Source organism: Flavobacterium croceum DSM 17960 (assembly GCF_002917885.1).
GTDB lineage: Bacteria > Bacteroidota > Bacteroidia > Flavobacteriales > Flavobacteriaceae > Flavobacterium > Flavobacterium croceum.
Map to the genome: position 1 here is coordinate 43870 of NZ_PQNY01000003.1, position 23761 is coordinate 67630.

Genomic DNA, 23761 nt, shown 5'->3' on the forward strand with positions numbered 1-23761 from the left:
ATTAGACTTCATTAATCTTAAAAAACGTATAAAGGAATAAATTATTAAAACAATTCCCAAAACATAACGCCATTTTTGAGGAATATTTAACGGTATACTTTTTACAAACATAATCATACAACCTAGTATGAAATAGCATAAAAAAAACAACATTCCTATAAATAGAAGAAATCGCTCTTTTAGCGATTTCTTCATAAAGTTATTCCAAAACTTACTAAGCATAGAAGTTTTTATTCTTCTGGTGTTTGAATAGTAATTGGCAATTGATATCTACAAGCTACCTTGCGACCATTTTGTTCTGCCGGAATCCATTTTGGACATTTTCTAAGCACTTTTTCTGCTTCTTTTCCTGTTCCAAAACCAATATCTTTAATGGCTTTCACTTCAGATATTGAACCGTCTTTATCAACTAAGAACGATACGATAACTTTACCATTTAAACCTGGTTCTCCAATAGCCTCTACATCATAATTTTTACCTACAAAAGCGTAAAACTTAGCGATACCTCCTGGGAATTCAGGTGCTTGCTCTACCCCCGACATATCGTAAACTTTATTATCATCTTCGTCTTCAACTTTTTTACGCTCATCTCCTTTTCCATAATCGTTAGACATATCAAAGTCTTTTGTTGGATCGCCTTTTACATCTTTATCAGCAACTTTTTTATCCTTTAAGTCGTCAATTTTTTGAATTTCTTCGGTAACATCTTCTTTTTTGGCAACCACAGGTTTCACAAATTTCACTTGATCAATTGGTGGTGGCGGTGGTGGTGGTGGAGTTTTAGGTATTTCTTTTGGTTTTTCTTTCTCTTTTGGAGGAATTTTATCTAATTTAACTTTAGTAATCGCCAAATCTTCATCTCCTGACCCTGCTTTACTCAAAACATCTAAGATTTTTGGAGTAGCAATTGCAAATCCAAAAATTATTGTTCCTACAAGTAAAGCAATTAAATTGGTCTTGGTACTTGTCATTCTTAAGTCGTATGCGCCATAACTCTTGTTACGTCCTTCAAAAACGATGTCTAACCACTGTTTTTTAAATAGATCTGCTTTCATTTTTTTCTAAAAATTTATATTAAACAAGAATTATTTTGATATTTCTGCTGCGATTTGCTTTTCTTTTGCGTTGTCAAAATCATTAACAATTGCATAGGTTGGCACTGCACAGATAGCCATTTCATCCAAAATATCTACTAAATTTCTGTACGTAGATGTTTTGGTAGGTTTAATAATAACGATAAGACCTTTTTTAGGATCTCCAACAATTTCGGGCACTTCTTTTACTTTTTTAAGTAGTGTTTTACGAATACCATCTTTACCATATTTATCTTTAGTAGGTGGTATTATTGGAGTTTCTGCTAAACCCATAAACCATGTCATTTGGTTATTTTTACCCAAAATAACAGTCATCGTTCTACGTTCATCAACATTTATATCTTCCTGTTCTTCATTTGGATCTGTCTTTTTATCAGGAAGATTCAAATTCATAGACTGTGGTTTTGATAATGAGGTTGTTAACATAAAGAATGTAATCAAAAGGAAAGCCAAATCTACCATAGCAGTCAAATCTACTTTAGCATTTTGCTTTTTACTTCTTACCTTGCCACCTTTTTTGCCTTCGTCGCCTCCGGTATTTAATTCAGCCATTTTCTTTCTTGTTAATATTAATAATTCTTACCTCTTAAACCAGTAACCAAATCAAAAGTATTGATTTTTTGTTCTTGTAAAATATCCATTACATTTTTAATTTTTGGATACTGTAATTTTGCATCACCTTTTACAGCGAAGTTAAGCTCTTTTTTGGTGTTACCCAAGTCGATATAAGCTTGTCTAGCAGCATATATCCATTCATATAATTGGTTTTTGGTGTCGCCCTCTACGTGTGGAATAGTATCATAAGGAACTCCTGTTTGTACACCAGCACGGTTACGCTCAGAACTTTTCATTTTTATAATACTTCTAACCCCTTCTACAGGAACACCAAAACTTTCCATTAATGCAAACTGATCTTTTTCCTCTTGACTAAATTCAGGCAACTTGTATTTTAGTTGCATAATTTCTAAAGTCTTTCTTCTCAAATCTCTGCCTTTTATATCAACAAAAATAGTTCCTTTGTTAGATACAGTTACTACAAACAAATCTGTTTCGGGTAGCTTTGCTTTTACAGTTGAACTAGGAGCATCTACAGTAACTGGTTCTGGCACTTTGGCAGTTGCAGTAAGAATAAAGAAAGTAAGCAAAAGGAAAGCCACATCACACATAGCGGTCATGTCTATAGATGTTGCTTTTTTGGACATTTTTATTTTAGCCATAATTCCCTTTTCTTATTTAAACGATTTTCTTACTTAATTATTTTAATGAACCTCTCATTTTTCTATAGGTATTTACAAGTGCTGTAGCAGCCTCGTCTATAGAATATGTAAGTGTATCTATTTTTGATGTGAACAAATTGTAAGTAATGATAGCCAAAGCCGAAGTAGAAATACCTGTTGCGGTATTGATAAGCGCCTCCGAAATACCATTTGCTAATGCTGCCTGATCAGGAGTACCTGCTGTAGCTAAAGCAGCAAAAGACTTAATCATACCCGTTACTGTACCTAATAAACCCGCTAATGTACCCAAAGATACTAATGTAGAAAGGATTGTCATGTGTTTTTCTAACATTGGCATTTCAAGAGATGTAGCTTCTTCTACTTCTTTGTGAATCATTTCTGCTGCTTCTTCGCTAGTAAAACCTTCTTTTTTAACATCTTGGTATTTTACTAAACCTGCTTTAATAGCGTTAGCTACTGATCCTTTTTGTTTATCACAAGCAGAAATAGCATCTTCAATATTTCCTGTAGCTATGTTAGATTGAACTTTTTTCATAAAAGTATCTAAATTTCCTGCTCCAGAAGCTTTAGATATAACAAAGAAACGCTCTATTGAAAAAGTAATTACCATCAATAAACAGCCCATTAAAACTGGAACAATTGGACCTCCTTTATAAATAATAGCTAGAACACTTCCGTTAAGTGGTTCACCACCAACTATACCGTTTTGAAAATTACTAGAATTTCCCATAATGAATTTCCAAATTATCCAACCGATTAAAATACATGCTAAAATGATTACAAAAGAAATCATTCCTCCACTGTTAGATCCGTTGTCTTTTTTTACGTTTGCCATTTTTTTAAATTTTTAAGTTTTTAATAATTATAAGTTTTAGTTGTTAATAAACTTGAATAGGAGCAAATATATAGTATTCGTTGTAATAAAAAAACTTTTTTTTTGCACAAAATATTACTCAATACATATTGTTTGTGTTGTTGAATAAGATTTCAATTCATTCTGATGAATTAAAATAAAAGCAAACATTTTGTATATTAACACTTTATACAAAACGAAATTAAAGCGTATTTAGTATGTTGGATTTTAATTAGATAACAAAAAAATAACATCCAAAAAAATCACCTCATAATTTCTGTATATGGTGATAAATGAAAAAATCTTACCTTGCAGAATCAATTTTTATTTCTAAATAACATTTATATACAACATTATGAGCAATTTAGATAAATTTATTTCTACACTATCTGATGGTTATGCTGCCAAAGGAGATTTTATTGTTCTAGGCGCCGCTATGCTCGATGGAAATCCAGTACCTGAGGCATCGGTAAAAATTCCATTAAAAACACTAAACCGTCACGGACTAATAGCTGGAGCTACCGGAACAGGAAAAACCAAAACGATACAAGTTTTATCTGAACAGCTTTCTAGCAAAGGTATTCCTGTTGTAATGATGGATATAAAAGGGGATTTTTCTGGAATTGCCAAAGAAGGAGAAGAAAAAGCTTTTATTACCGAAAGGCATCAAAAAATTGGAATTCCTTACCAAACTAAAAGTTTTCCTGTAGAGTTAATGTCACTCTCTTCGCAAAATGGTGTGCGATTGCGTGCTACTTTATCTGAATTTGGACCTGTATTGTTTTCTAGAATACTCGATTTAAACGATACACAAGCTGGTGTAATGGCCGTAATTTTTAAATATTGTGATGACAATAGCTTACCTCTTTTGGATTTAAAAGATATTAAAAAAGTACTCAACTATATTACGGAAGAAGGTAAAGAAGAAATAGCCGAAAATTATGGCAAAATATCTACAGCTACCACTGGAACTATTTTGAGAAAAATTATAGAAATTGAACAGCAAGGTGGCGATATTTTTTTTGGTGAAAAATCGTTTGAAATTGATGATTTAATGCGTATTGATGAAAATGGGCAAGGCTATGTAAGTATTATTAGGCTTAATGATATTCAAGACAAACCAAAACTATTTTCTACATTTATGTTAAGTCTATTGGCAGAAATTTATCAGAAAATGCCCGAAAAAGGCGATGTAGAACAACCCGAATTGGTGTTTTTTATAGATGAAGCTCACCTTATTTTTGATGAAGCAAGCAAAGTATTACTCGATCAAATTGAAACTATAATTAAACTGATTCGATCTAAAGGTATTGGAATTTATTTTATCACTCAAAACCCTATGGATATTCCAAAAGGAGTTTTGGCTCAATTGGGTTTAAAAATTCAACATGCGCTTAGAGCTTTTACCGCCAATGATAGACAAGCTATAAAACAAACTGCAGACAACTACCCTATTTCTGAATTTTATACTACAGACGAATTAATAACATCTTTGGGCATAGGAGAAGCTTTGGTAACAGCACTCAACGAAAAAGGCATACCTACGCCACTAGCGGCTACTATGCTTCGTTCTCCTATGAGTAGAATGGATATTTTGACAGATGAAGAAATAGCCGAAATAAATGCTGTTTCTAAACTGGTAAAAAAATATGCTGAAGAGATTGATCGGGAAAGTGCTTATGAATTGTTGAACAAAAAACTAGAAGAGGCACAAAAAGCAGCCGAAGAACAAGCAACTATTGAAGAAACTAGCCAGCAAGAATCTAAAGAACCTGGTATGCTAGAAACAGTGGGCAAATCTGTTGCAAAAGTTGTAACAAGTGCTAGCTTTATAAGAGGAGCTTTTAGTGTGCTGATGAAAATGATGAAGAAATAAGAATTTGATTTGCTCTAAAAATTTGAAAAAACACATCATTGAAACAAAACTTTTATTGAAGAAATGCAATATCAAAAGTACGTTTTAATAAAATAAATACCCATGAAAGGTTACATTACCGTAGGACTACTTATACTTTCTAATATTTTTATGACTTTGGCATGGTATGGTCATTTAAAATTTAAAGAATTAAAATGGTTTGAAAACGCAGGACTTATTACTATTGTACTACTAAGTTGGGGCATGGCTTTGTTTGAATATTTTTTTCAAGTTCCGGCCAATAGAATAGGTTACGAGGGCAATGGTGGCCCGTTTAGTTTATTACAGCTTAAAATAATTCAGGAAGTGATTACTTTGGTAACGTTTGTAACTTTTTCGTTTTTATTTTTTAAGAATGAAACACTGCGTTGGAACCATTTGGTTGCTATGTGTTTTTTGGTTCTAGCTGTGTATTTTATGTTTAAGAAATAAGATAATAGAAAAAAGATTGATGAAATAGATTTTATGAAAAAATACCTCATTCAAAAAAATCCTTTTGTAGTACCTACAACCGATGGAAAATTAATTGAAGAACATCATGGAAAGGTAGCAACCCAAAACAATGCTATTTCAATTGCGCATATGGTAGCACCGCCCAAGTGGAGCGAACCTTTTCAAACACCCGAATTTGATGAATACACGTATATTATTTCGGGTAAAAAACAATTTATTATTGACGATGATATTGTTGTTTTAGAAAAAGGTCAATCGATTAAAATTGAAGCAAATACTCGTGTGCAATATTCAAATCCGTTTGACGAGCCTTGCGAATATATTGCTATTTGTACTCCTGCTTTTGATTTTAACAAAGTACATCGTGAACAAGAAGAATAGCCCAGATTGTAGTGAAAAGCCTTTTTTATGGAAAACTACTTTTTGTTGTTTTTAAAAAGCGACACCAGAAGCTCTTTTAAAAACGTACAAAATGGGTTTGGAATAAAAAAGCTTGAAACGAAAAGCTGGAATGGCTTCTTAAAACTATGTTAGAAGTGAAATGATTTTTTGCTCTACTTCGTTTGAGTTCCATTTTTGTTCGATGTTTTCTATTTGCATTACTTCTTCCATAATTTTATTTTGAAAATCGCCTATGGCCAATGCTTCAGAATAGGGTTGCAAACTAAATGTTACACGGCTGTAAAGAGGCATCCATTTATCGGGGTGCTTATCGGAAAACCATTTTTCTATTTTCTTTTGAAGTAAGAATTTTTCATCGGCGGTTTTTGAACTCATTTCTACAAAATTTCTTCGAGAAAGTTCTGCTATCGCATCGGCATTTGGTTTACGAGACTTTTGATATTCTGCAAAAATTGTGTTCCAATCGTCGCCAAATTTCAAAATGAATTCGTTTAAAATGGTAATGTCTTCAAAACCTGCATTCATACCATGCCCGTAAAAAGGAACGATGGCGTGAGCAGAATCGCCTATTAAAGCAACTTTGTCTTGATAAGCCCACGGATAACATTTCATAATGGCTAGATAGCTTGTAGGGTTTTTGAAGAAATCTTTTACCAAATCGGGAATAACTTCTTTAGTATCTGGAAAATAATTGGCAAAGAAAGACACCAATGTCGCTTCGTCTTTTAGTTGTTCAAAAGAGTTTTCGCCCTCAAAAGGCATAAATAATGTACAGGTAAAACTTCCGTCTAAATTTGCTAAAGCCATTAGCATAAAATTACCTCTAGGCCATATATGTAGTGAGTTTTTGTCTATTTTATGTGTGCCATCTGTATTGGCAGGAATATGCAATTCTTTGTAGCCCAGCTTCATAAACTCTTGCGAGTAATCAAACATCGATTGGCGTTGCATTCTGTGGCGTATTCTTGAAAAAGCACCGTCTGCACCAAACACCAAATCGTACTTTAGCTCAGTCCATTCGCCTTGTTCGGTTTCTCCTTCGTACAGTGTGGCTGTTGCCAAAGATACATCCCAAATTTTTCTGTTAAAAAAGAATTCTGCTCCTGCATTTTCGGCTAAATCAATCATTTTGCGGTTTAAAACCCCTCTTGATAAAGAAAAAATTGCTTCGCCATCTTTGCCATAATACTGGTAATTTAGTTTGTCATCTTGCAAGTGTATAGCTCTTTTGTCTACAGGAATTCCTATTTTTTTAATTTCGTGTTCTAAGCCTATATCTTGTAGCGTTTTCCAGCCTCTGTTGGACATAACGAGGTTTATAGATCGCCCCGAAAACTCTACAGTTCTTATATCGGGACTTCTGTCAAATACATGTACTGTATGCCCTTGTTTTTTTAAGTATATTGCCAATAATGTTCCAACTAATCCAGAACCTACAATGGCTATTTTTTTGGGAGTTTGCATTACCTATTTGTGAATTACAAATTAAAATTACGACTCGATATGCTCTATTTGAGAACAGCAAAGATGCGCAATTTATTTAGCTTTAAAAATCAATTTTGTTGAAGTAGCAATAATTTCTTTTTTGTTTAATTTCATTTTTCGAAACTGCCCTTCATTGTACATTTTGGCTTGGTCGCTGTAATGCGCACTTAAAGGTACACCCGATTGCCCCGTTGGTAAAATGGAAACCGCATTTTCAACATCAGAAAAATCAATAATTCTTCGTGTAGATGGACCCGCTTTTACAGTATATTGCTTTTCATCTGTTAAAGCAAATAACAAATTGTTTATAACTTCGTTGCTTCCGGCTACTTCAAATGTTCCTACATTAAAAAGCGGGGCTAGTATTTTTACTTTTCCTACTGGGTGTATGTGTTCTAGTTTATGAACTTTATTCCACGTCCACTCGTTTGGATTAGAATTTAGTTGTTTTTCGAGCGATGCTATTGCTTGTTGTAATGATAGAGTTAGTATGTCTGATTGCGTTTCTACTTTATTTTTGGTAGAAGTATTATCCCACCAAACAGAATTTGGATTCAAACATTGGGTTGTCAAAACTTGCTTTATAACATGAGTACCCATAAGCACATTAAATTTTTCTTCGCCAAGCTCGTCTTTAAAAGTGTTTTTTAAATAAAAATACAGCCATTTATTGTATATTGTTGGTGCGGTTTCGTTTAAATCGTTATTGCCTTGCCAATGAGACAAAGTATTATAGGCTATTTGAAAATTCTTAGATTGATTTTTTACAGATACTTTACTCAGCATTTCTTTGATTGTTTTTGATACTGTAGCAGAAGTATTGTCTACTATCATTTTTTGAACATCTGTAGATGTCCAATTATTTTTTTGTTGCAATAAATAATCGATTCTTGTAGCTCTATCTTTTGGCAAGTAGTAACCCGGATACAAATATCCATCTACCGCTTCTGGCTGATTGTTTGCCGAATAAACATAATGCCACGAAGGGTTTAACGCTTGCGGATTTTTAGAAAAATCTAAAAACTCTTTTTTATCATCTATTCCATTAGAACCGTTTAATATAAAATTTGGATTTACATTTTCGGGCATTTTGTATAATTTACCCGCCGTAGTCCATGCAATATTTCCGAGAGCATCTCCATACATAATGTTTAGACCAGGTGCATGGATAAGCTCTACTCCTTTTTTGTATTGTTTATAGTTTGTAGCATGCGATAACGCATATACTGCTTTTAAAATATTATTTGGTTCAGATGTATATATCCAAGACATACTTATGGGTTGGCTAGAAGTTACTGCATCTAAAACATCGTTTATAATAACACCATGAATAGTTTTCTTTACGTGCAATAGTACACTCGCACTATCTTTTACGTGAATTGAAAGGTTTTTGGTTTCAAGAGTGTTTACTTTGTTGTTTACATAATATTCTGAAGGCTTTTTGGGGTTTATCTTTTCTGAAAAAAAATCGATATCATCGTTTTCAAACATGGTAAGTCCATACGCCATTTTTCTATTATGTCCTAATAACGGAAATGGTGTGCCTGCCAAATAATACCCATATATTTCATAATCGGGACACGATATATGTGCTTCAAACCAAGTACAAGGTTGCGAAAACCCAATATGCGGATCGTTGGCAAAAATAACTTTACCATTTTTTGTTTTTTCGGCACCAATAACCCAACTATTACTACCTATAAAAGGCGGTAATGGTTGATTTTCGAGCATTGCTGTAATGCTTTGTGCAATTTTGGAATATTCTATTTCTTTTCCTTGAAAATTTTTTATTTGAGTTGTATTTAATGTTCCGCTTAATCCAAAATCTTGCAAATACGGATCGCCTAGACTATTTTTAATATCGGTAAGCAACGGATCTGTTTTTTGAGCCATAGCAAAACTAAATGACATAAATCCGAAAATATTGTATATATCTTTTAAGGTAAAATCTTGTTTTTTAATGCCTAATAAAGTAAATTCTACGGGTGTTTTGCCCTGATGTAAATATTGATTTACACCATCTAAGTAGGCAGAAGCCATAACATATTCTTGAGAATTTTTATCTAATAAATCGACTGCTTTTTGAGAATTTTCATCAATTCCAAGTGAGGCAAAAAATTTGTCGTTTTTAAGTGTTTTTGAACCAAATAGTTCCGAAAGTCTTCCTGGCGCTATTCTACGCATGAGTTCCATTTGCCATAATCTTTCTTGAGCATGAACATAACCCAATGCTACCATAGCATCTTTTTGCGATGAGGCGTAGATATGAGGAACACCATACTCATCGAAATAAACTTCTGTATCTTTAGAAATATTTTGTAGCGGTGTTTCACCCTCGTACTTAGGTCTTAATGAATAGAAATAAATAATTATGGCTAATGCGAATAAAGCTAGTAGAGAAAGTAAAACAAGTAGAGTTTTTTTAAGTTTTTTCATTAAAAAGCAGGTGTATTTGCGGAGTAATTTAACAATTCTATCAAAGTTAATAAAAAAACCTAATAAGAAGTTTAATTCCTATTAGGTTTAACGTAATATTATTTTTTTAACTTAAAAAACAATAGGCTTTCCTGTATGTAATCCATTATTTTTTGCCAACACACCACACATATGAAACAACATTCGTGCGCCTACATTACCATCCCAATCATCGTTTTCTCCTGGTGCTACTTCAACTAAATCAAAACCTATAATTTCTTTACCACTATTCATTAATTTATTAAAAAGATAAGTAGCTTGCTCAAAAGAAAAACCTCCAGGAACTGGCGTACCTGTATTGGGGCAGTACCAAGGATACATTCCGTCTATATCAAACGATATACAAACTTTTTGTGGAAGTTGATTGATTATTTCATCGCATTGTTGTTGCCATGTTTTGCCCTCAAACATTTGTTTTTTTATATCGCTATCTGTATGAACAATAACACGTTGTTTGGATTTTTGCACAACATCTACTTCTTGTTCACAAAAATCGCGAATACCAACTTGTACAATTTTTGAAATTTGTGGAATCTGCAAGGCATTGTACATTATTGATGCGTGAGAATACGTAAAACCTTCATAAGCAATGCGTAAATCCATGTGCGCATCTAAGTGTAATATTCCAAAATTATCGTGTTTGGTAGCGAGCGCTTCATAATACCCAAGTGGTGTAGAATGATCTCCACCAAGAAGCACTACTTTCTTGCCTTGATTTATCCAATAAAGTACTTTTTCTTTTACTTGAGTGTGTAATTCTCTACAAACTTTATTTATTTTGGCTAAATCTTCCTCAAGTGCTGGATAGGTTTCTATAGCTTCTCCTGTTTCGAGCATTTCGATAATAGGTTGGGCTAAATCTTTATATTTATCTGAATTTTTTTTCCATTCTGATGGTATATCTGCATAGTAAACACCTAGTTTCCATAGTTCTGGAAAATCTTGATGGTTCAAATCTACTTGATATGAGGCGTCTAATATAGCTTCTGGCCCGTCTGAAGCTCCGGCTCCATAACTTACTGTAACTTCCCATGGAACTGGAATAATAATAATTTCTGATTGTTCTGCCGAAAATGGAAGTCCGAAAATAGTTGCATCGGCCAAGCCTGGCTGACTTGGATCAAATGATTCTATTATTTGTTGTTTAGTCATTTGCATTTTACTATGTTTAAGAATACTACAAAGATGTGAATTTTGTTTTTACTAGTACTAAAAATCGATACAGATTTAGTATGACTAGTTAGAAAATAAATTACTCTTAACAAATTTTATTTATTATTTAAAAATAAAATACCTTGTTTTAAAATTTGTCCAAAGTTATACATATCTTCAAATGAGCAATACAATGGTACAGGAGCTAACCTAATTACATTGGGTTCGCGCCAATCTGTAATTACACCATTTGCCATAAGATAATCAAACAATTTTCTGCCTTGCCCATGCAAATAAACCGAAAGTTGAGAAGCTCTCTCGGAAGCATGACTTGGCGTAATTATTTCAAAATGAGTATCGGGTATTTGAGTGTCTATATCATGCAAAATATATTCGAGATAAGAAGTAATTAAATCTCTTTTTTGTACTAACATTTCCATACCTACCTCATCAAACATTTGTAAAGAAGCCAAATATGGTGCGAGAGTTAATACAGGCAAATTACTTACTTGCCAACCGTCTGCACCTTGTACAGGATCAAACACAGGCTCCATTTTAAAACGTCTTTCTTTGTTATGCCCCCACCAACCTGCAAAGCGAGGTAAATTACTTTGGTGATGCTTTTCGTGTACAAAGCAACCCGAAGCATTGCCAGGTCCAGAGTTCATGTATTTGTACGAACACCATGCTGCAAAATCTACCTCCCATTGGTGAAGCTCCATTTGTATATTTCCTGCTGCATGAGCCAAATCAAACCCAACATAAGCACCAATTTTGTGTCCTGCTTGGGTTATGGCTTTCATATCAAAAACTTGTCCTGTATAATAATTAACACCTCCCCAAAGAACTAAGGCTAATTCATCGCCTACTTCTTCGATTTTTGCAAGAATATCTTCTAATCGAATATTGTGTTCTCCCTCGCGTCTTTTTACTTCTACAAGCGCTTCATCTGGATTATACCCATGATGTTTTACTTGCGATTGAAGCATATATTGATCGGAAGGAAATGCTTTTTCTTCACAAATAATTTTAAATCGTTTTGAAGTTGGTTTGTAAAATGAAACCATTAACAAATGTAGATTGATTGTTAATGTGTTCATTACTGTAATTTCTGATGGTTTTGCACCAACTATTTTACTTAATGGTTCGGCTAATCTTTCGTGATAATCCCACCATGGCTTTTCTGCAAAAAAATGTCCTTCAACAGCCAAATTGGCCCAATCGTTCATCACTTCATTGATGTAATATTGAGCAGACTTAGGCTGTAATCCTAATGAATTTCCTGTAAAATAAATTACATTTTTACCATTATGTTGAGGAAAAATAAACTGACTTTGGTAGTGATTAAGCTTATCTTGTTGATCTAGTTTTTGTGCGAATTCTAATGTATTTTGAAATTCCATTTTACTATTTTTTTAAGGGTAAAAATACGGTTTTTATCTTATATCCACTACATACATTCATAATGAATAGCGAAATGCCGTATGAAATTAGTATAAAAAAACCGCCTCAAATTTTTTGTTTTGAGACGGCTTCTTTATCTATACTTTACAAATTGACATTGGTTATTTCCAACCGCCACCTAAATTTCGATAGATATGCACAACAGCTGTCATTTGTTCTTTCTTGGTATCTACGAGTTCCAATTTTGTTTCCAAAGCATCACGTTGCGTCATTAAAACTTCAAAATAATCTACTCGAGCAGATTTGAATAAATCATTGGATATACTTATCGATTTATTTAAAGCATCTACTTGTTGAGATTTTAAACCATAGCTTTTTTCTAAATTACTTATTTTTGATAGTTGAGTAACCACTTCCAAATAGGCATTTAACACTGTTTTTTCATAATTAAATAATGCTTGAATTTGTCTGGCGTTGGCGTTGTTAAATTCTGCTTTAATAGCATTTTTATTAATTAAAGGCCCAGCAATATCTCCAACAAGCGAGTAAATAAGCGATTCGGGCATTGTAAATAAATAGTTAGGTTTAAAAGCATTAAAACCAACAGCAGATGAAATTTCTAAAGATGGGTAAAACTCTGCTCTAGCTACTCTAACATCGAGTTTTGCTGCCGCTAAATCGAGCTCTGCTTGTTTAATATCTGGGCGATTTGCAAGCAGTTGAGCAGGTATTCCACTATTTATATAAGCAGGTTTTAAACTCAAAAAATCCGATTTATCTCGATTTATTTCTTGTGGATATCTACCGAGTAAAAAATTAATTCGATTTTCTACTTCTTTTATGTTTTGTAAAATTACATACTCTTTATTTTTGGAAGAAAGAACTTCTGCTTGAAACTTTTGCACGCCCAATTCTGTAGCTCTAGCCGCTTCCTTTTGTACTTTAACGATTTCCAAGGCATTGTTTTGCAAAAGTATATTTTGTCTTACTATTTCTAACTGAGTATCTAAGCTTAACAATTCATAATATGAATCGGCTACTTCGGCAATTAAGTTGGTAAGTACAAAATTTTTACCTTCAATGGTAGAAAGATATCTGGTTACGGCAGCTTTTTTGGAATTTCTAAGTTTTTTCCAAATATCTACTTCCCAATGTGCATAAGCTCCAAGTTTAAAATCAGATAATGGATCTGGAACTTCTTTTTCGGGCATTATCTCTGTTGATGCATCTCCTGCGCCTTGACTTGTATAACGTCCTACTTTATCAATTCCTGCCCCCGCACCTAAACCTACTGATGGCAATAATGCCCCTTTTCGCATGCGAATATCATTTTTTGCAATCTCAATTTCTTGTAAAGTAATGTTAAGTTCTTGATTGTTTTTTAAAGCTTCATCAATTAAATTTACCAAATAAGGATCTTTAAAAAAGTTTCTCCATGTAATGCTCGAAATATTCGTTGTATCATTACTATTAGTGTATAATTCTGGCACTTTTTTGCTACTATTGAGCTCTACAATTGATGGAACTTTACAACTTATTACAGCACAGCATATTGCTATAGGAATAATAATTCTATTGATATTATATTTATTCATGATGATCTATTTCTTCTGTTAAAGGTTTTTCCTCTTGATTTTTAGTGTATTTTATTCTTTCTGATATTCTACCAAAAATATAATATAGCCCTGGAATAATGAGAACTCCAAATACTGTCCCAAAGAGCATACCCCCTGCAGCTGCAGTACCAATAGTTCTATTACCCAATTTACCTGGACCTGTTGCTAATACCAAAGGAATTAATCCTGCTATAAAAGCAAAAGAAGTCATTAAAATAGGTCTAAAACGCACTTTTGAGCCTTCTAATGCGGCTTGTAAAACCGAATAACCCGATCTGTGTTTTTGTGTAGCAAACTCTACTATAAGTACTGCATTTTTACCCAATAATCCAATAAGCATTACCATAGCAATTTGAGCATAAATATTGTTTTCTAAGCCTAATAATTTAATTAAAAAGAAAGCTCCAAAAACACCCGCAGGTAGTGATAATATTACACTTAAAGGAAGAATAAAACTTTCATATTGTGCTGCCAAAATTAAATACACAAAAACCAAACAGATTAAAAATATGTATATGGCTGAGTTTCCTTGCGATACTTCATCTTTTGAAATACCTGCCCAATCTATACCAAAACCTCTCGGTAGTGTTTTTTCGGCAACTTCATTAATAGCTTTAATAGCCGAACCACTACTGTATCCTGGTGCTGCAGAACCGCTTATTTCGGAAGAGTTGTACATATTATGTCTGGTAATTTCGGCCAAACCATATACTTTTCTCATTTTCATAAAAGCAGAAAAAGGCACCATTTCATCTCTATTATTTTTTACATAGAGTTTTAATATGTCTTCTGGTAATGCTCTATACTCTGGTGAAGCTTGTACCATTACTTTGTACTGACGACCGTACTTAATGAAACTAATTTCGTAATTACTACCTATGAGCGTAGATAATGTATTGGTGGCATTTTCTATTGTAACTCCTTTTTGTTGTGCTATATCATTGTCAATATCGAGCATATATTGTGGGAAACTTGCACTATAGAAACTAAATACAGAAGTAAGTTCTGGTCGTTTATTTAATTCTCTAACAAATTCATTATTAATAGTCTCCATTTTTTTGTAATCTCCAGAGCCTCCTTTATCTAAAAGGCGTAATTCAAAACCACCTGCCGCCCCATAACCTGGTACTGCTGGAGGTTGAAAAAATTCTAAATTCGCTCCAGCAATATCTTTGGATTTTTCTTCCAGTTCTGTCATGATTTCTTGCACAGAATGCGATCTATCTTCCCAATTTTTAAGGTTTACCAAACAGGTTCCTGAATTGGCACTTGTTCCTTCTGTTAAAATTTCATATCCAGCCAATGATGAAACAGATTGTACGCCTTCGATACCTTCGGCTATTTTTTGCAAACGTTCTGCTGCTTCATTTGTTCTTTCTAAAGTAGAACCAGGAGGCGTTTGTATAATAGCATAAAACATACCTTGATCTTCATTTGGAATAAAACCAGATGGAACCGTTTTACTTATTATCCAAGTACCTATACAAAAGCCTATCAATACACCAAAGGTGAGTAAACGTCTAGTTACAGTAACATCTAATATTTTTTGATAACGCCCTGTTAATCTAAAAAACCACTCATTAAAAGCGTCTAAAAATTTATCTATAGGCGTTTTCTTTTTAGCTTTTCCGTGGTTGTTTTTTAAAATCATGGCACACAAAGCTGGGGTTAATGTAAGTGCTACAATTCCCGAAAGTATAATAGAAGTTGCCATAGTTATTGAAAACTGTCTGTAAAAAATACCTACAGGTCCAGGCATAAATGCCACAGGAATAAATACCGCTGCCATTAAAAATGTAATAGCTATAATAGCTCCCGATATTTCACGCATGGCTTTTTGTGTAGCTTTTAAAGGCGACAGGTGTTCTTCTTCCATTTTTGCATGTACGGCTTCAATAACAACAATGGCATCATCTACAACAACCCCAATAGCAAGCACTAAGGCAAACAAGGTAATTAAGTTTATGGTAATACCAAAAAATTGCATAAATACGAAAGTTCCTACCAAAGAAACTGGTACTGCCATAGCAGGTATTAATGTACTGCGCCAATCTCCTAAAAACAAAAACACAACCAATCCAACCAATATAAAGGCTTCAAAAAGCGTGTGCAATACTTTTTCTATAGAAGCATCTAAAAATTTGGATACATCGTAACTTATTTCGTAATCCATTCCTTTTGGAAATGAATTTGCTTTAATTTCTGCAAGTTTTGCCTTAACATCTTTAATAACTTGGCTCGCATTACTACCATACGATTGTTTTAATACAATAGCAGCAGAAGGTCTACCATTTAGGTTAGAATAAATATCATACATAGAACTACCAAATTCAATTTTGGCAATATCTTTAAGTCTTAAAATTTCTCCATTTGGATTTGACCTAATAATTACATTTTCATATTGCTCTATGGTATTAAATCGACCTGAATATTTTAAAACATACTCAAAAGATTGTGAACGCTTACCCGAACTCTCCCCTGCTTTACCAGGAGAGGCTTCTAAACTTTGTTGTGCTAAGGCTTCCATTACCTCATCGGCAGAAACTTTATAGGCTAGCATTCTATCGGGCTTTAACCAAACACGCATAGAATATTCTCTATTTCCTAAAATATCTGCAAAACCAACTCCGTCTACCCTTTTTAGTTCGGAGAGTAAATTAATGTCGGCAAAATTGAATAGAAATTTTTGATCTGCTTTTGGATCTGTGCTGTAAAGGTTTACATAGAGTAACATATTTGATTCTTCTCTTGTAATTTTTACTCCTTCACGTACTACCAATGGTGGTAACTTATTGACCACAGAAGCTACACGGTTTTGAACATTTACTGATGCTTGATTTGGGTCTGTACCTACATTAAAAATAATTTGAATACTTGCTTCTCCATCATTTCCTGCATCTGAAGTCATGTATTTCATTCCAGGCACACCATTAATAGCTCTTTCTAGAGGTATTAATACTGCTTTGGTCATTAATTCTCCATTAGCACCTGGATACCCTACGGTTACATTTACTTTTGGTGGCGATATTGAGGGAAACTGGGTTACAGGCAATTGAGTCATAGCCAAAATTCCCAATAAAGAGATGATTAACGATATTACTATCGATAATACGGGTCTTTGAATAAATTTATTAAACATAATTTTATTGTATAAAAATTTGACTACTCGGCTTTAAGTCTTAAATGATTGATAACTTCTTCTGGTTTTTGGTATTCAAACTTAATCTTATCGTTTTCTTTTACTTTTTGAACACCTTCTAGCAATACTTTATCTTTGGCTGTAATACCACTTTGTACGATGTATAAATCTGGAAGCGAGCCTGTAACAGTAATCTCTACCGATTTTACCACATTGTTTTCAACCACAAACACATATTTTTTATCTTGAATTTCGTAAGTCGCTTTTTGTGGTATGATGAGCGCATTTTTAACAGGAACAGTCATTAAAACTTTACCTGTTTCTCCGTTTCTTAACAATTTATCATGATTTGGAAAACTAGCTCTAAAGGCTATATTTCCTGTTTCATTGTCAAATTCACTTTCAATTACTTCAACTTTTCCTTTATATTGCAAAGGTTTTCCGTTGGCTAGTAACAAACTTACTGTACTATCGCCTCTGTCTTTTGTATTGGTTTGGTAGTCTAAATATTCTGGCTCCGAAACATTGAAATAAGCAAACATTTTACTGTTGTCAGAAAGACTAGTAAGCAATTCTCCTTCGTCTATTAAACTTCCCAATTTTTTGGGTATTCTATCTATTGTTCCCGAAAAAGGTGCTTTTATTTCTGTAAATGACAAATGAAGTTTTGCCATTGCAACCTCAGCTCTAGCTTGATCTAGTTTGGCTTGTGCCATGGCTTGTTCACTTTTTGATACAATATTTTTATCAGCAAGTGTTTTAGAATTTAGTAATTCTATCTCGGCAGCTTTCATTTCCGATTGCGCTTTTAATAACTCGGCTTGATACATTTTGGGCATTATTCTAAATAATACTTGCCCTGCATTTACATATTGCCCTTCATCTACATAGATATTTTGCAAGTATCCTTTTTCTACAGCTCTAATTTCTATGTTACGAATAGAGCGTATTTGCGATACATATTCTTTAGTAAAAGCGGTATCCAATACTATCGGATTGGTAACTTTAAATTTTACTGATTCTTCTTTTTCTTCTTTTTTTGATGTACAACCTACTAAGTACAAAAAGGCAATTAAGCCTGCAAAAACGACTGCTTTTTTCATGAGTTTAAATAAAAATATTAGAAAATTGGTTAGAAATGTATCAAATCAAGATAGGCAAAACATACTGTTATTGAAATTTAAAGTATAAATTTTAGCCTTAAAAATTGAAATTTCTAAAGGAAATAAAAAATCGTCTTTAAATAAAGACGAAAAAGAAATCAAATGGTAAGAACCCTATTGTAAAAATAATTTGGAGATACATACCCAAAAAAAGTAGATTGAGCTTTGCTATTCAGTGATTCATCATTATTGTAATAAAGATTAAAAAGCGAACCACAATAACACATTGAGTAAACACCGCTCAATAAAATAGTTGTATCTCTATCTGTTTTTTTTAATGAATTGTTTGGATGAAATTCTTCTTCAAAATCAACATCATCAATAAACAATAATTCTTGATTGTGAGCAGAAAAATCGGCTGAGTTTAGCTTTGTAACTAGTACTGTTTTGGCAATAGTATCTTCTTTGCAAGATGCCTTTGCATTTACATTGATCTCACCTCCAAACAAGAGCGAGCTTAAATAGAGAAAAAACAGTACTAATCTCATAATGGCAACAAAAATAAGAATTTGTATTAAAATTCAACGTTAAAAAAAATATAAACTCTCAACTTAAAAGTATTATTTTAAACTTATTTTTAAATAATTAACATTTTTAATGAATATAAATCTGAATAACATCTCAAAAATTAAAATAAATATAACTTCAGCCTCTATTAATTGCATTATAATTATTCGTTTATATTTGCAATTGATTACTATATATGAAAAAAACAACCTTAATTTTATTTTTTTTTACTACCATAGCTTTGGGGCAAATCTCTCCAAATACACATTCGTTTTCGACTCATATATTTAGAGGAACTATTCTACCTCACTCTCCTGAATTATTTCATTTACAAGGGCATCCTACTGGGGCTATGCTTTGCTACAACATACAAACTCACGGAAATAAAGAATGGCATAGCACTTACAATTTTCCCGATTACGGATTGTTTTTTGTATACCAAAATTTTAATAATGAATTTCTTGGCGAGAACTTTTCTGTGGGCGGGCATTATAATTTTTATTTTCTAAATAGACATTTACAACTTAAAATAGCCCAAGGATTGGCTTTTGCAAACAAACCTTACAATAAAGAAACAAATAGCAAAAACAAAGCTTTTGGTTCTCAAATATTGGGCAATTTAAACTTAGGATTATATTATAAAACCTCTCTATTAAAAAATTATTTAGATTTAGATATTGGAGCACAATTTCTTCATTATTCTAATGGTAGAACCAAATCGCCCAATAGTGGCATCAATAGCTATGCCATTACTGCAGGACTTACTTATAATTTTGACAAGCCTATTGCTAATAAAATAGACAGTTTGGTTTCATTAAAAAAAACATACAACGAGTCTATAAAAGGTAATATTGTTGTAAGAACAGGTTATAATGAAAGTGCTGTAATAAATAGCGGACAACATATATTTTACCACATTGGGGCTTATCTCGATAAAAGAATTTCCAGAAAAAGTGGTTTACAGTTGGGAACCGATTTGTTTTTAACCAAAAGTTTTAAAGATTTTATACAATATAAAGCAAATGCTTTTCCTGAGTTACATATAGATCCAAATACAGATTATAAAAGAATTGGCGTATTTGCTGGTTATGAAATGTATATAAATAAATTAAGTATAGAAGGTCAAGTGGGTTATTATGTTTATGATCCTTTTAAAAATGAAATTTCTATTTACGACCGTATTGGGTTAAAATACTACATTAGCAACACTATTTTTACAGGAATAAGTTTAAAAACACATGTGTTTTTGGCCGAAGCTGTAGAATATGGTATTGGAATAAGGTTTTAGTGATATGCGTAATATCAAACTATTTTAAAATAAAATTGATGAAAAAAATACTATTCGTATTCATACTATTTATAACTATTTCTTGCGAAAAACCTTCAGAATGCTTTGAAAGTACAGGAGAAAACACAACCAAAAACGTTGTAATAAACCCATTTACACGACTTGAGGTTTACAAGGGAATTGCTGTACAAATAACCGAAGGAGCAACTTATTCATTGCAAATAGAAACGGGCTCAAACATTATAGATAATATTGAGGTTGTACAAAATGGTAGTGTATTAAAAATACAAGACAACACATCGTGCAATTGGCTGCGAGAATACGGGCAAACTGTAGTAAAAATAACAGCCCCAAACATCGAAACTATTTATTCGAAAACTAACAAAGATATTTACAGCAACGGCATATTACATTATCCAAAATTAAATTTAATAGCTTTAGACCCTATAGACGGAAATGCAGGAGCAGGTACAGGAGATTTCTTTATTACACTCGAAGGAAATGAATGTACTATAGACAGTAATACTTTGGCTCGGTATACTTTGGCCGGACAAGTAAATTCACTTAATGTAAATATATATGCTAATGATACTCGTGTAAATGCAGAAAATATGTTGGCTCAAAACTGTAACATTTATCATCGTGGTTCCAACGATATTTTTGTAAAAGTTATTCAAAATGTAACTGGTAAACTTGTAAGTACTGGAAATTTAGTATTAAAAAATCAACCCGCATTTGTAAATGTTCAAACCTATTATCAAGGACAAGTGCTTTACAATTAAGCCTTTGTTTTTTCTCTAAAAATAGTTTCCAAATTACCTTTGGCAGCTTCTATTGTAATATCTTCTACAATAACTCCTTTATTTATAATAATAATTCTGTCACAAATAGCTTCTACTTCTTGCAATATATGAGTAGAAAGAAATACGGTTTTATCATGCCCTGCATTTTTTATTACCTGACGTATTTCTACCAATTGATTTGGATCTAACCCCGTAGTAGGCTCGTCTAAAATAAGTACTTCAGGATTATGCAACAAAGCCGTTGCCAAACCCACACGCTGGCGATATCCTTTTGATAATTCGCCTATTTTTTTGTGTTTTTCTGCTGCCAACCCTGTAATAGTAACAACCTCATCAATTCTAGCCTTTGAAACTTTGTATACCGAAGCATTAAATTCCAAATATTCTCGCACATACATTTCTAAATACAAAGGGTTGTGCTCTGGCAAGTAGCCAACACTTTTTTTAACCTCTTTAGGTTGCTCGTCTACATCGTATCCATTTACTACTACTTTACCATTATCGGCATGAATATAAGTAGTTAATATTTTCATTAGGGTAGATTTTCCTGCGCCATTAGGACCAAGAAAACCAATTATTTCTCCTTTTTTAACAGAAAATGAAACATTATCCAAAGCTTTTTGGCTTCCGTAACTTTTGGAAATATTTTGAACTTCAATAGACATAGCTTGTTATTTGTAGCAAATGTAATAATTAATTTTTTGGTGCAGATAAAATAGAAAAAGTTAAAAAATATTTTTTGTTTAATTATTTTGTATTTTTGTTAAACAAAACAACAACTTATGGCAAAAACTAAAACACAAGTACTTACTGATGATAAAATAACATCGTTGTACACAGATTACACCTTAACTCATGGAAAAAAGCCAAATTCAGTATACGAATTTGCAAAAAGCAACAGTTTTGATGAAGCAGAGTTTTACAAATATTTTGCCTCATTTGAAGCATTAGAAGAGCAATTTTTTATACAAATGCTACACTATACACAAGAATTACTTGCCAAAACTCCAGAATACGAAAGCTATGATGCATCTCAAAAACTATCTTGTTTTTATTTCACATTTTTTGAAATAGCTACTGCTAATAGAAGTTTTATAATGTATTTATTAAACAATGAAAAAGAACCATTAAAAAGTATTTTAAAACTAAAACCATTACGCAAAGATTTCTTGTTGTATGTAAAAACTATTTTACAAGCACCCTACAAAATAGAAAATCAAAAAATTACAAACATTCAAAATAGGGTTATACACGAAGGAGCTTGGTTACAATTTATGGCTATTTTAAAATATTGGATGGAAGACCGTTCGGCAAATTTTGAAAAAACAGACATTTTTATTGAAAAATCGGTTAAAGCGAGTTTTGATATGGTATATAATGTTCCTGTAGAAAGTATCATCGATTTTGGAAAATTCATCTGGAAAGAAAAATTTGGAAACTTTAATTCAAAGTCATGAAAAAAATAGATTCGATTCCAACTAAAAAAATAGAACGTGTAGCAAAACTGGTTACTACAGGCGTAAAAGTAGGTGGTAACTATTTAAAATATTATGGCGAAAAAGTAGTAAACCCCAGTGTTACCAAAGACAAACTACACGAAAACAATGCTACCGACATTTATGATGGACTGAAAGAACTAAAAGGCAGTGCTTTAAAAGTGGCTCAAATGCTCAGCATGGAGAAAAATTTACTGCCTCAATCGTATGTAGAAAAATTTTCTCTATCGCAATTTTCTGTGCCACCATTGTCTGCACCATTGGTTCGAAAAACATTTAAAAATTATTTTAAACAATATCCCGAAGAATTGTTTGATACATTTTCTTCAGAATCTATAAATGCTGCAAGTATAGGTCAAGTGCATAAAGCGAAAAAAAACGGCAAAGATTTGGCTGTTAAAATTCAATATCCAGGTGTACGCGAAAGCATTAGCACCGATATTGCACTAGTAAAACCTATAGCCATACGAATGTTTAACTTGCAAGGCACTTCCGACGAATATTTTCAGGAAGTAGAAGATAAACTTACAGAAGAAACCGATTATAAATTAGAATTACAACAAAGCGAAGCTGTTCGTCAAGCATGTCAAATTATTGAAAATTTAAAATTTCCGGCTTATTATCCAGAATGGTCTTCAGACAAAATTATCACCATGGACTGGATGAAGGGCAAGCATCTTTCTGAATTTTGTAAGCATGAAACTTCGCAAGAAAAACGCAACAAAGTAGGACAAACACTTTGGAATTTTTATATGTTTCAAATTCACCAACTCAAAAAATTTCATGCAGACCCACACCCAGGTAATTTTTTAATAGATGATAACGCAAATTTAATTGCTATTGATTTTGGTTGTATGAAGCAAATTCCAGAATCGTTCTACAAGCCTTATTTTGAAGTTTCAACACCAAGTGCTTTGGCAAACATGGATTATTTTAAAAATAAATTAGCAGAACTAGAAATAGTAAAATCAACCGATAGCCCAAAAGAAATTGAGTTTTTTACAGCAATGTTTCATGAATTACTTACAGTTTTTACAGAACCTATTCATAAACCTGAATTTGATTTTTCAAATCCTGATTTTTTTGCAAAAATAGCAACCTTAAGCGAAAAATTTGCCAATGATAAACAGTTGCGTAAAATGAATGGAAATCGTGGTTCTAAACATTTTATTTATGTAAACAGAACATTCTTTGGTTTGTATAATCTAATGTTTGATATCAAAGCAAAAGTAAGCATTAACGACTTTGAAAAATATTTATCATAAAGAGAATAAGTCT

At 32.6% G+C, this 23761-nt stretch carries 19 protein-coding genes and 1 pseudogene; 7 read left to right on the top strand and 13 right to left on the bottom strand.

All coding sequences use genetic code 11. The features are described 5' to 3' along the window. Positions 1-230 precede the first annotated feature (230 nt). The 4 genes from Q361_RS02750 to Q361_RS02765 are packed head-to-tail and all read right to left on the bottom strand — an operon-like array spanning position 231 to position 3167. Complete coding sequence (locus tag Q361_RS02750) at positions 231-1055, bottom strand: energy transducer TonB (RefSeq protein WP_103725189.1); 825 nt, start codon at positions 1053-1055, stop codon at positions 231-233. Between the two features lie 30 nt (positions 1056-1085). Continuing rightward, the gene (locus Q361_RS02755; RefSeq protein WP_103725190.1) at positions 1086-1646 is read right to left on the bottom strand and encodes an ExbD/TolR family protein; all 561 of its coding nucleotides are present in this window, start codon (positions 1644-1646) and stop codon (positions 1086-1088) included. Between the two features lie 17 nt (positions 1647-1663). Continuing rightward, the gene (locus Q361_RS02760; protein WP_103725191.1) at positions 1664-2311 is read right to left on the bottom strand and encodes an ExbD/TolR family protein; all 648 of its coding nucleotides are present in this window, start codon (positions 2309-2311) and stop codon (positions 1664-1666) included. A gap of 37 nt (positions 2312-2348) precedes the next feature. Continuing rightward, positions 2349-3167 carry a MotA/TolQ/ExbB proton channel family protein gene (locus Q361_RS02765; RefSeq protein ID WP_103725192.1) on the bottom strand — a complete coding sequence of 273 codons (819 nt, stop codon included), beginning with the start codon at positions 3165-3167 and terminating at the stop codon, positions 2349-2351. A 373-nt stretch (positions 3168-3540) separates the two neighbouring features. Here Q361_RS02765 and Q361_RS02770 point away from each other — a divergent pair, with 373 nt between their 5' ends. The 3 genes from Q361_RS02770 to Q361_RS02780 all read left to right on the top strand — a co-directional run bounded on the left by Q361_RS02770 (position 3541) and on the right by Q361_RS02780 (position 5934). After that, positions 3541-5061, top strand: coding sequence for a helicase HerA-like domain-containing protein (locus Q361_RS02770; protein ID WP_103725193.1), 1521 nt, complete (start codon positions 3541-3543; stop codon positions 5059-5061). A gap of 102 nt (positions 5062-5163) precedes the next feature. Continuing rightward, positions 5164-5532: a DMT family protein gene (locus tag Q361_RS02775; protein ID WP_103725194.1), complete on the top strand. Its 369-nt coding sequence runs from the start codon at positions 5164-5166 to the stop codon at positions 5530-5532. Positions 5533-5565: 33 nt separating this feature from the next. Then, positions 5566-5934: a cupin domain-containing protein gene (locus Q361_RS02780; RefSeq protein ID WP_103725195.1), complete on the top strand. Its 369-nt coding sequence runs from the start codon at positions 5566-5568 to the stop codon at positions 5932-5934. A gap of 144 nt (positions 5935-6078) precedes the next feature. Here the strand turns inward: Q361_RS02780 and Q361_RS02785 are convergent, their stop codons facing one another. The 8 genes from Q361_RS02785 to Q361_RS02820 form a co-directional block, all read right to left on the bottom strand. Next, the gene (locus Q361_RS02785) at positions 6079-7419 is read right to left on the bottom strand and encodes an FAD-dependent oxidoreductase (RefSeq protein ID WP_103725196.1); all 1341 of its coding nucleotides are present in this window, start codon (positions 7417-7419) and stop codon (positions 6079-6081) included. A gap of 72 nt (positions 7420-7491) precedes the next feature. Then, entirely contained in the window at positions 7492-9876 is a 2385-nt protein-coding gene (locus tag Q361_RS02790; protein WP_103725197.1) for a penicillin acylase family protein, read from the bottom strand. 111 nt (positions 9877-9987) lie between these two features. Further along, positions 9988-11067: an agmatinase family protein gene (locus tag Q361_RS02795; RefSeq protein ID WP_103725198.1), complete on the bottom strand. Its 1080-nt coding sequence runs from the start codon at positions 11065-11067 to the stop codon at positions 9988-9990. A gap of 116 nt (positions 11068-11183) precedes the next feature. Beyond that, complete coding sequence (kynU, locus tag Q361_RS02800; protein ID WP_103725199.1) at positions 11184-12470, bottom strand: kynureninase; 1287 nt, start codon at positions 12468-12470, stop codon at positions 11184-11186. Between the two features lie 162 nt (positions 12471-12632). Next, the gene (locus Q361_RS02805; protein WP_103725200.1) at positions 12633-14066 is read right to left on the bottom strand and encodes a TolC family protein; all 1434 of its coding nucleotides are present in this window, start codon (positions 14064-14066) and stop codon (positions 12633-12635) included. Continuing rightward, positions 14059-17226 (bottom strand): efflux RND transporter permease subunit, encoded by a 3168-nt coding sequence (locus tag Q361_RS02810; protein ID WP_103725201.1) that lies wholly within the window; start codon positions 17224-17226, stop codon positions 14059-14061. The genes Q361_RS02805 and Q361_RS02810 overlap by 8 nt, the downstream gene beginning before the upstream one ends. Before the next feature lie 23 nt (positions 17227-17249). Then, positions 17250-18329, bottom strand: a complete 1080-nt coding sequence (locus tag Q361_RS02815) for an efflux RND transporter periplasmic adaptor subunit (protein WP_103725202.1) — start codon at positions 18327-18329, stop codon at positions 17250-17252. A gap of 158 nt (positions 18330-18487) precedes the next feature. After that, positions 18488-18877, bottom strand: coding sequence for a hypothetical protein (locus Q361_RS02820; protein WP_103725203.1), 390 nt, complete (start codon positions 18875-18877; stop codon positions 18488-18490). 215 nt (positions 18878-19092) lie between these two features. Between Q361_RS02820 and Q361_RS02825 the strand changes: the two genes are divergently transcribed. Both Q361_RS02825 and Q361_RS02830 read left to right on the top strand, forming a co-directional pair. Beyond that, positions 19093-20184 carry an acyloxyacyl hydrolase gene (locus tag Q361_RS02825; protein ID WP_103725204.1) on the top strand — a complete coding sequence of 364 codons (1092 nt, stop codon included), beginning with the start codon at positions 19093-19095 and terminating at the stop codon, positions 20182-20184. Positions 20185-20222: 38 nt separating this feature from the next. Next, positions 20223-20966, top strand: a complete 744-nt coding sequence (locus Q361_RS02830) for a head GIN domain-containing protein (protein WP_103725205.1) — start codon at positions 20223-20225, stop codon at positions 20964-20966. A 59-nt stretch (positions 20967-21025) separates the two neighbouring features. Here Q361_RS02830 and Q361_RS02835 read toward each other — a convergent pair. After that, positions 21026-21652, bottom strand: a pseudogene (locus Q361_RS02835) (ATP-binding cassette domain-containing protein); the annotation flags it as partial. A gap of 117 nt (positions 21653-21769) precedes the next feature. Here Q361_RS02835 and Q361_RS02840 point away from each other — a divergent pair. Both Q361_RS02840 and Q361_RS02845 read left to right on the top strand, forming a co-directional pair. Further along, positions 21770-22444 (top strand): TetR family transcriptional regulator C-terminal domain-containing protein, encoded by a 675-nt coding sequence (locus Q361_RS02840; protein WP_103725206.1) that lies wholly within the window; start codon positions 21770-21772, stop codon positions 22442-22444. Further along, a complete protein-coding gene (locus tag Q361_RS02845; RefSeq protein WP_103725207.1) occupies positions 22441-23748 on the top strand; it encodes an ABC1 kinase family protein in 1308 nt (435 codons plus the stop codon). Before Q361_RS02840 ends, Q361_RS02845 begins: the two co-directional genes overlap by 4 nt. Positions 23749-23761: the final 13 nt, after the last annotated feature.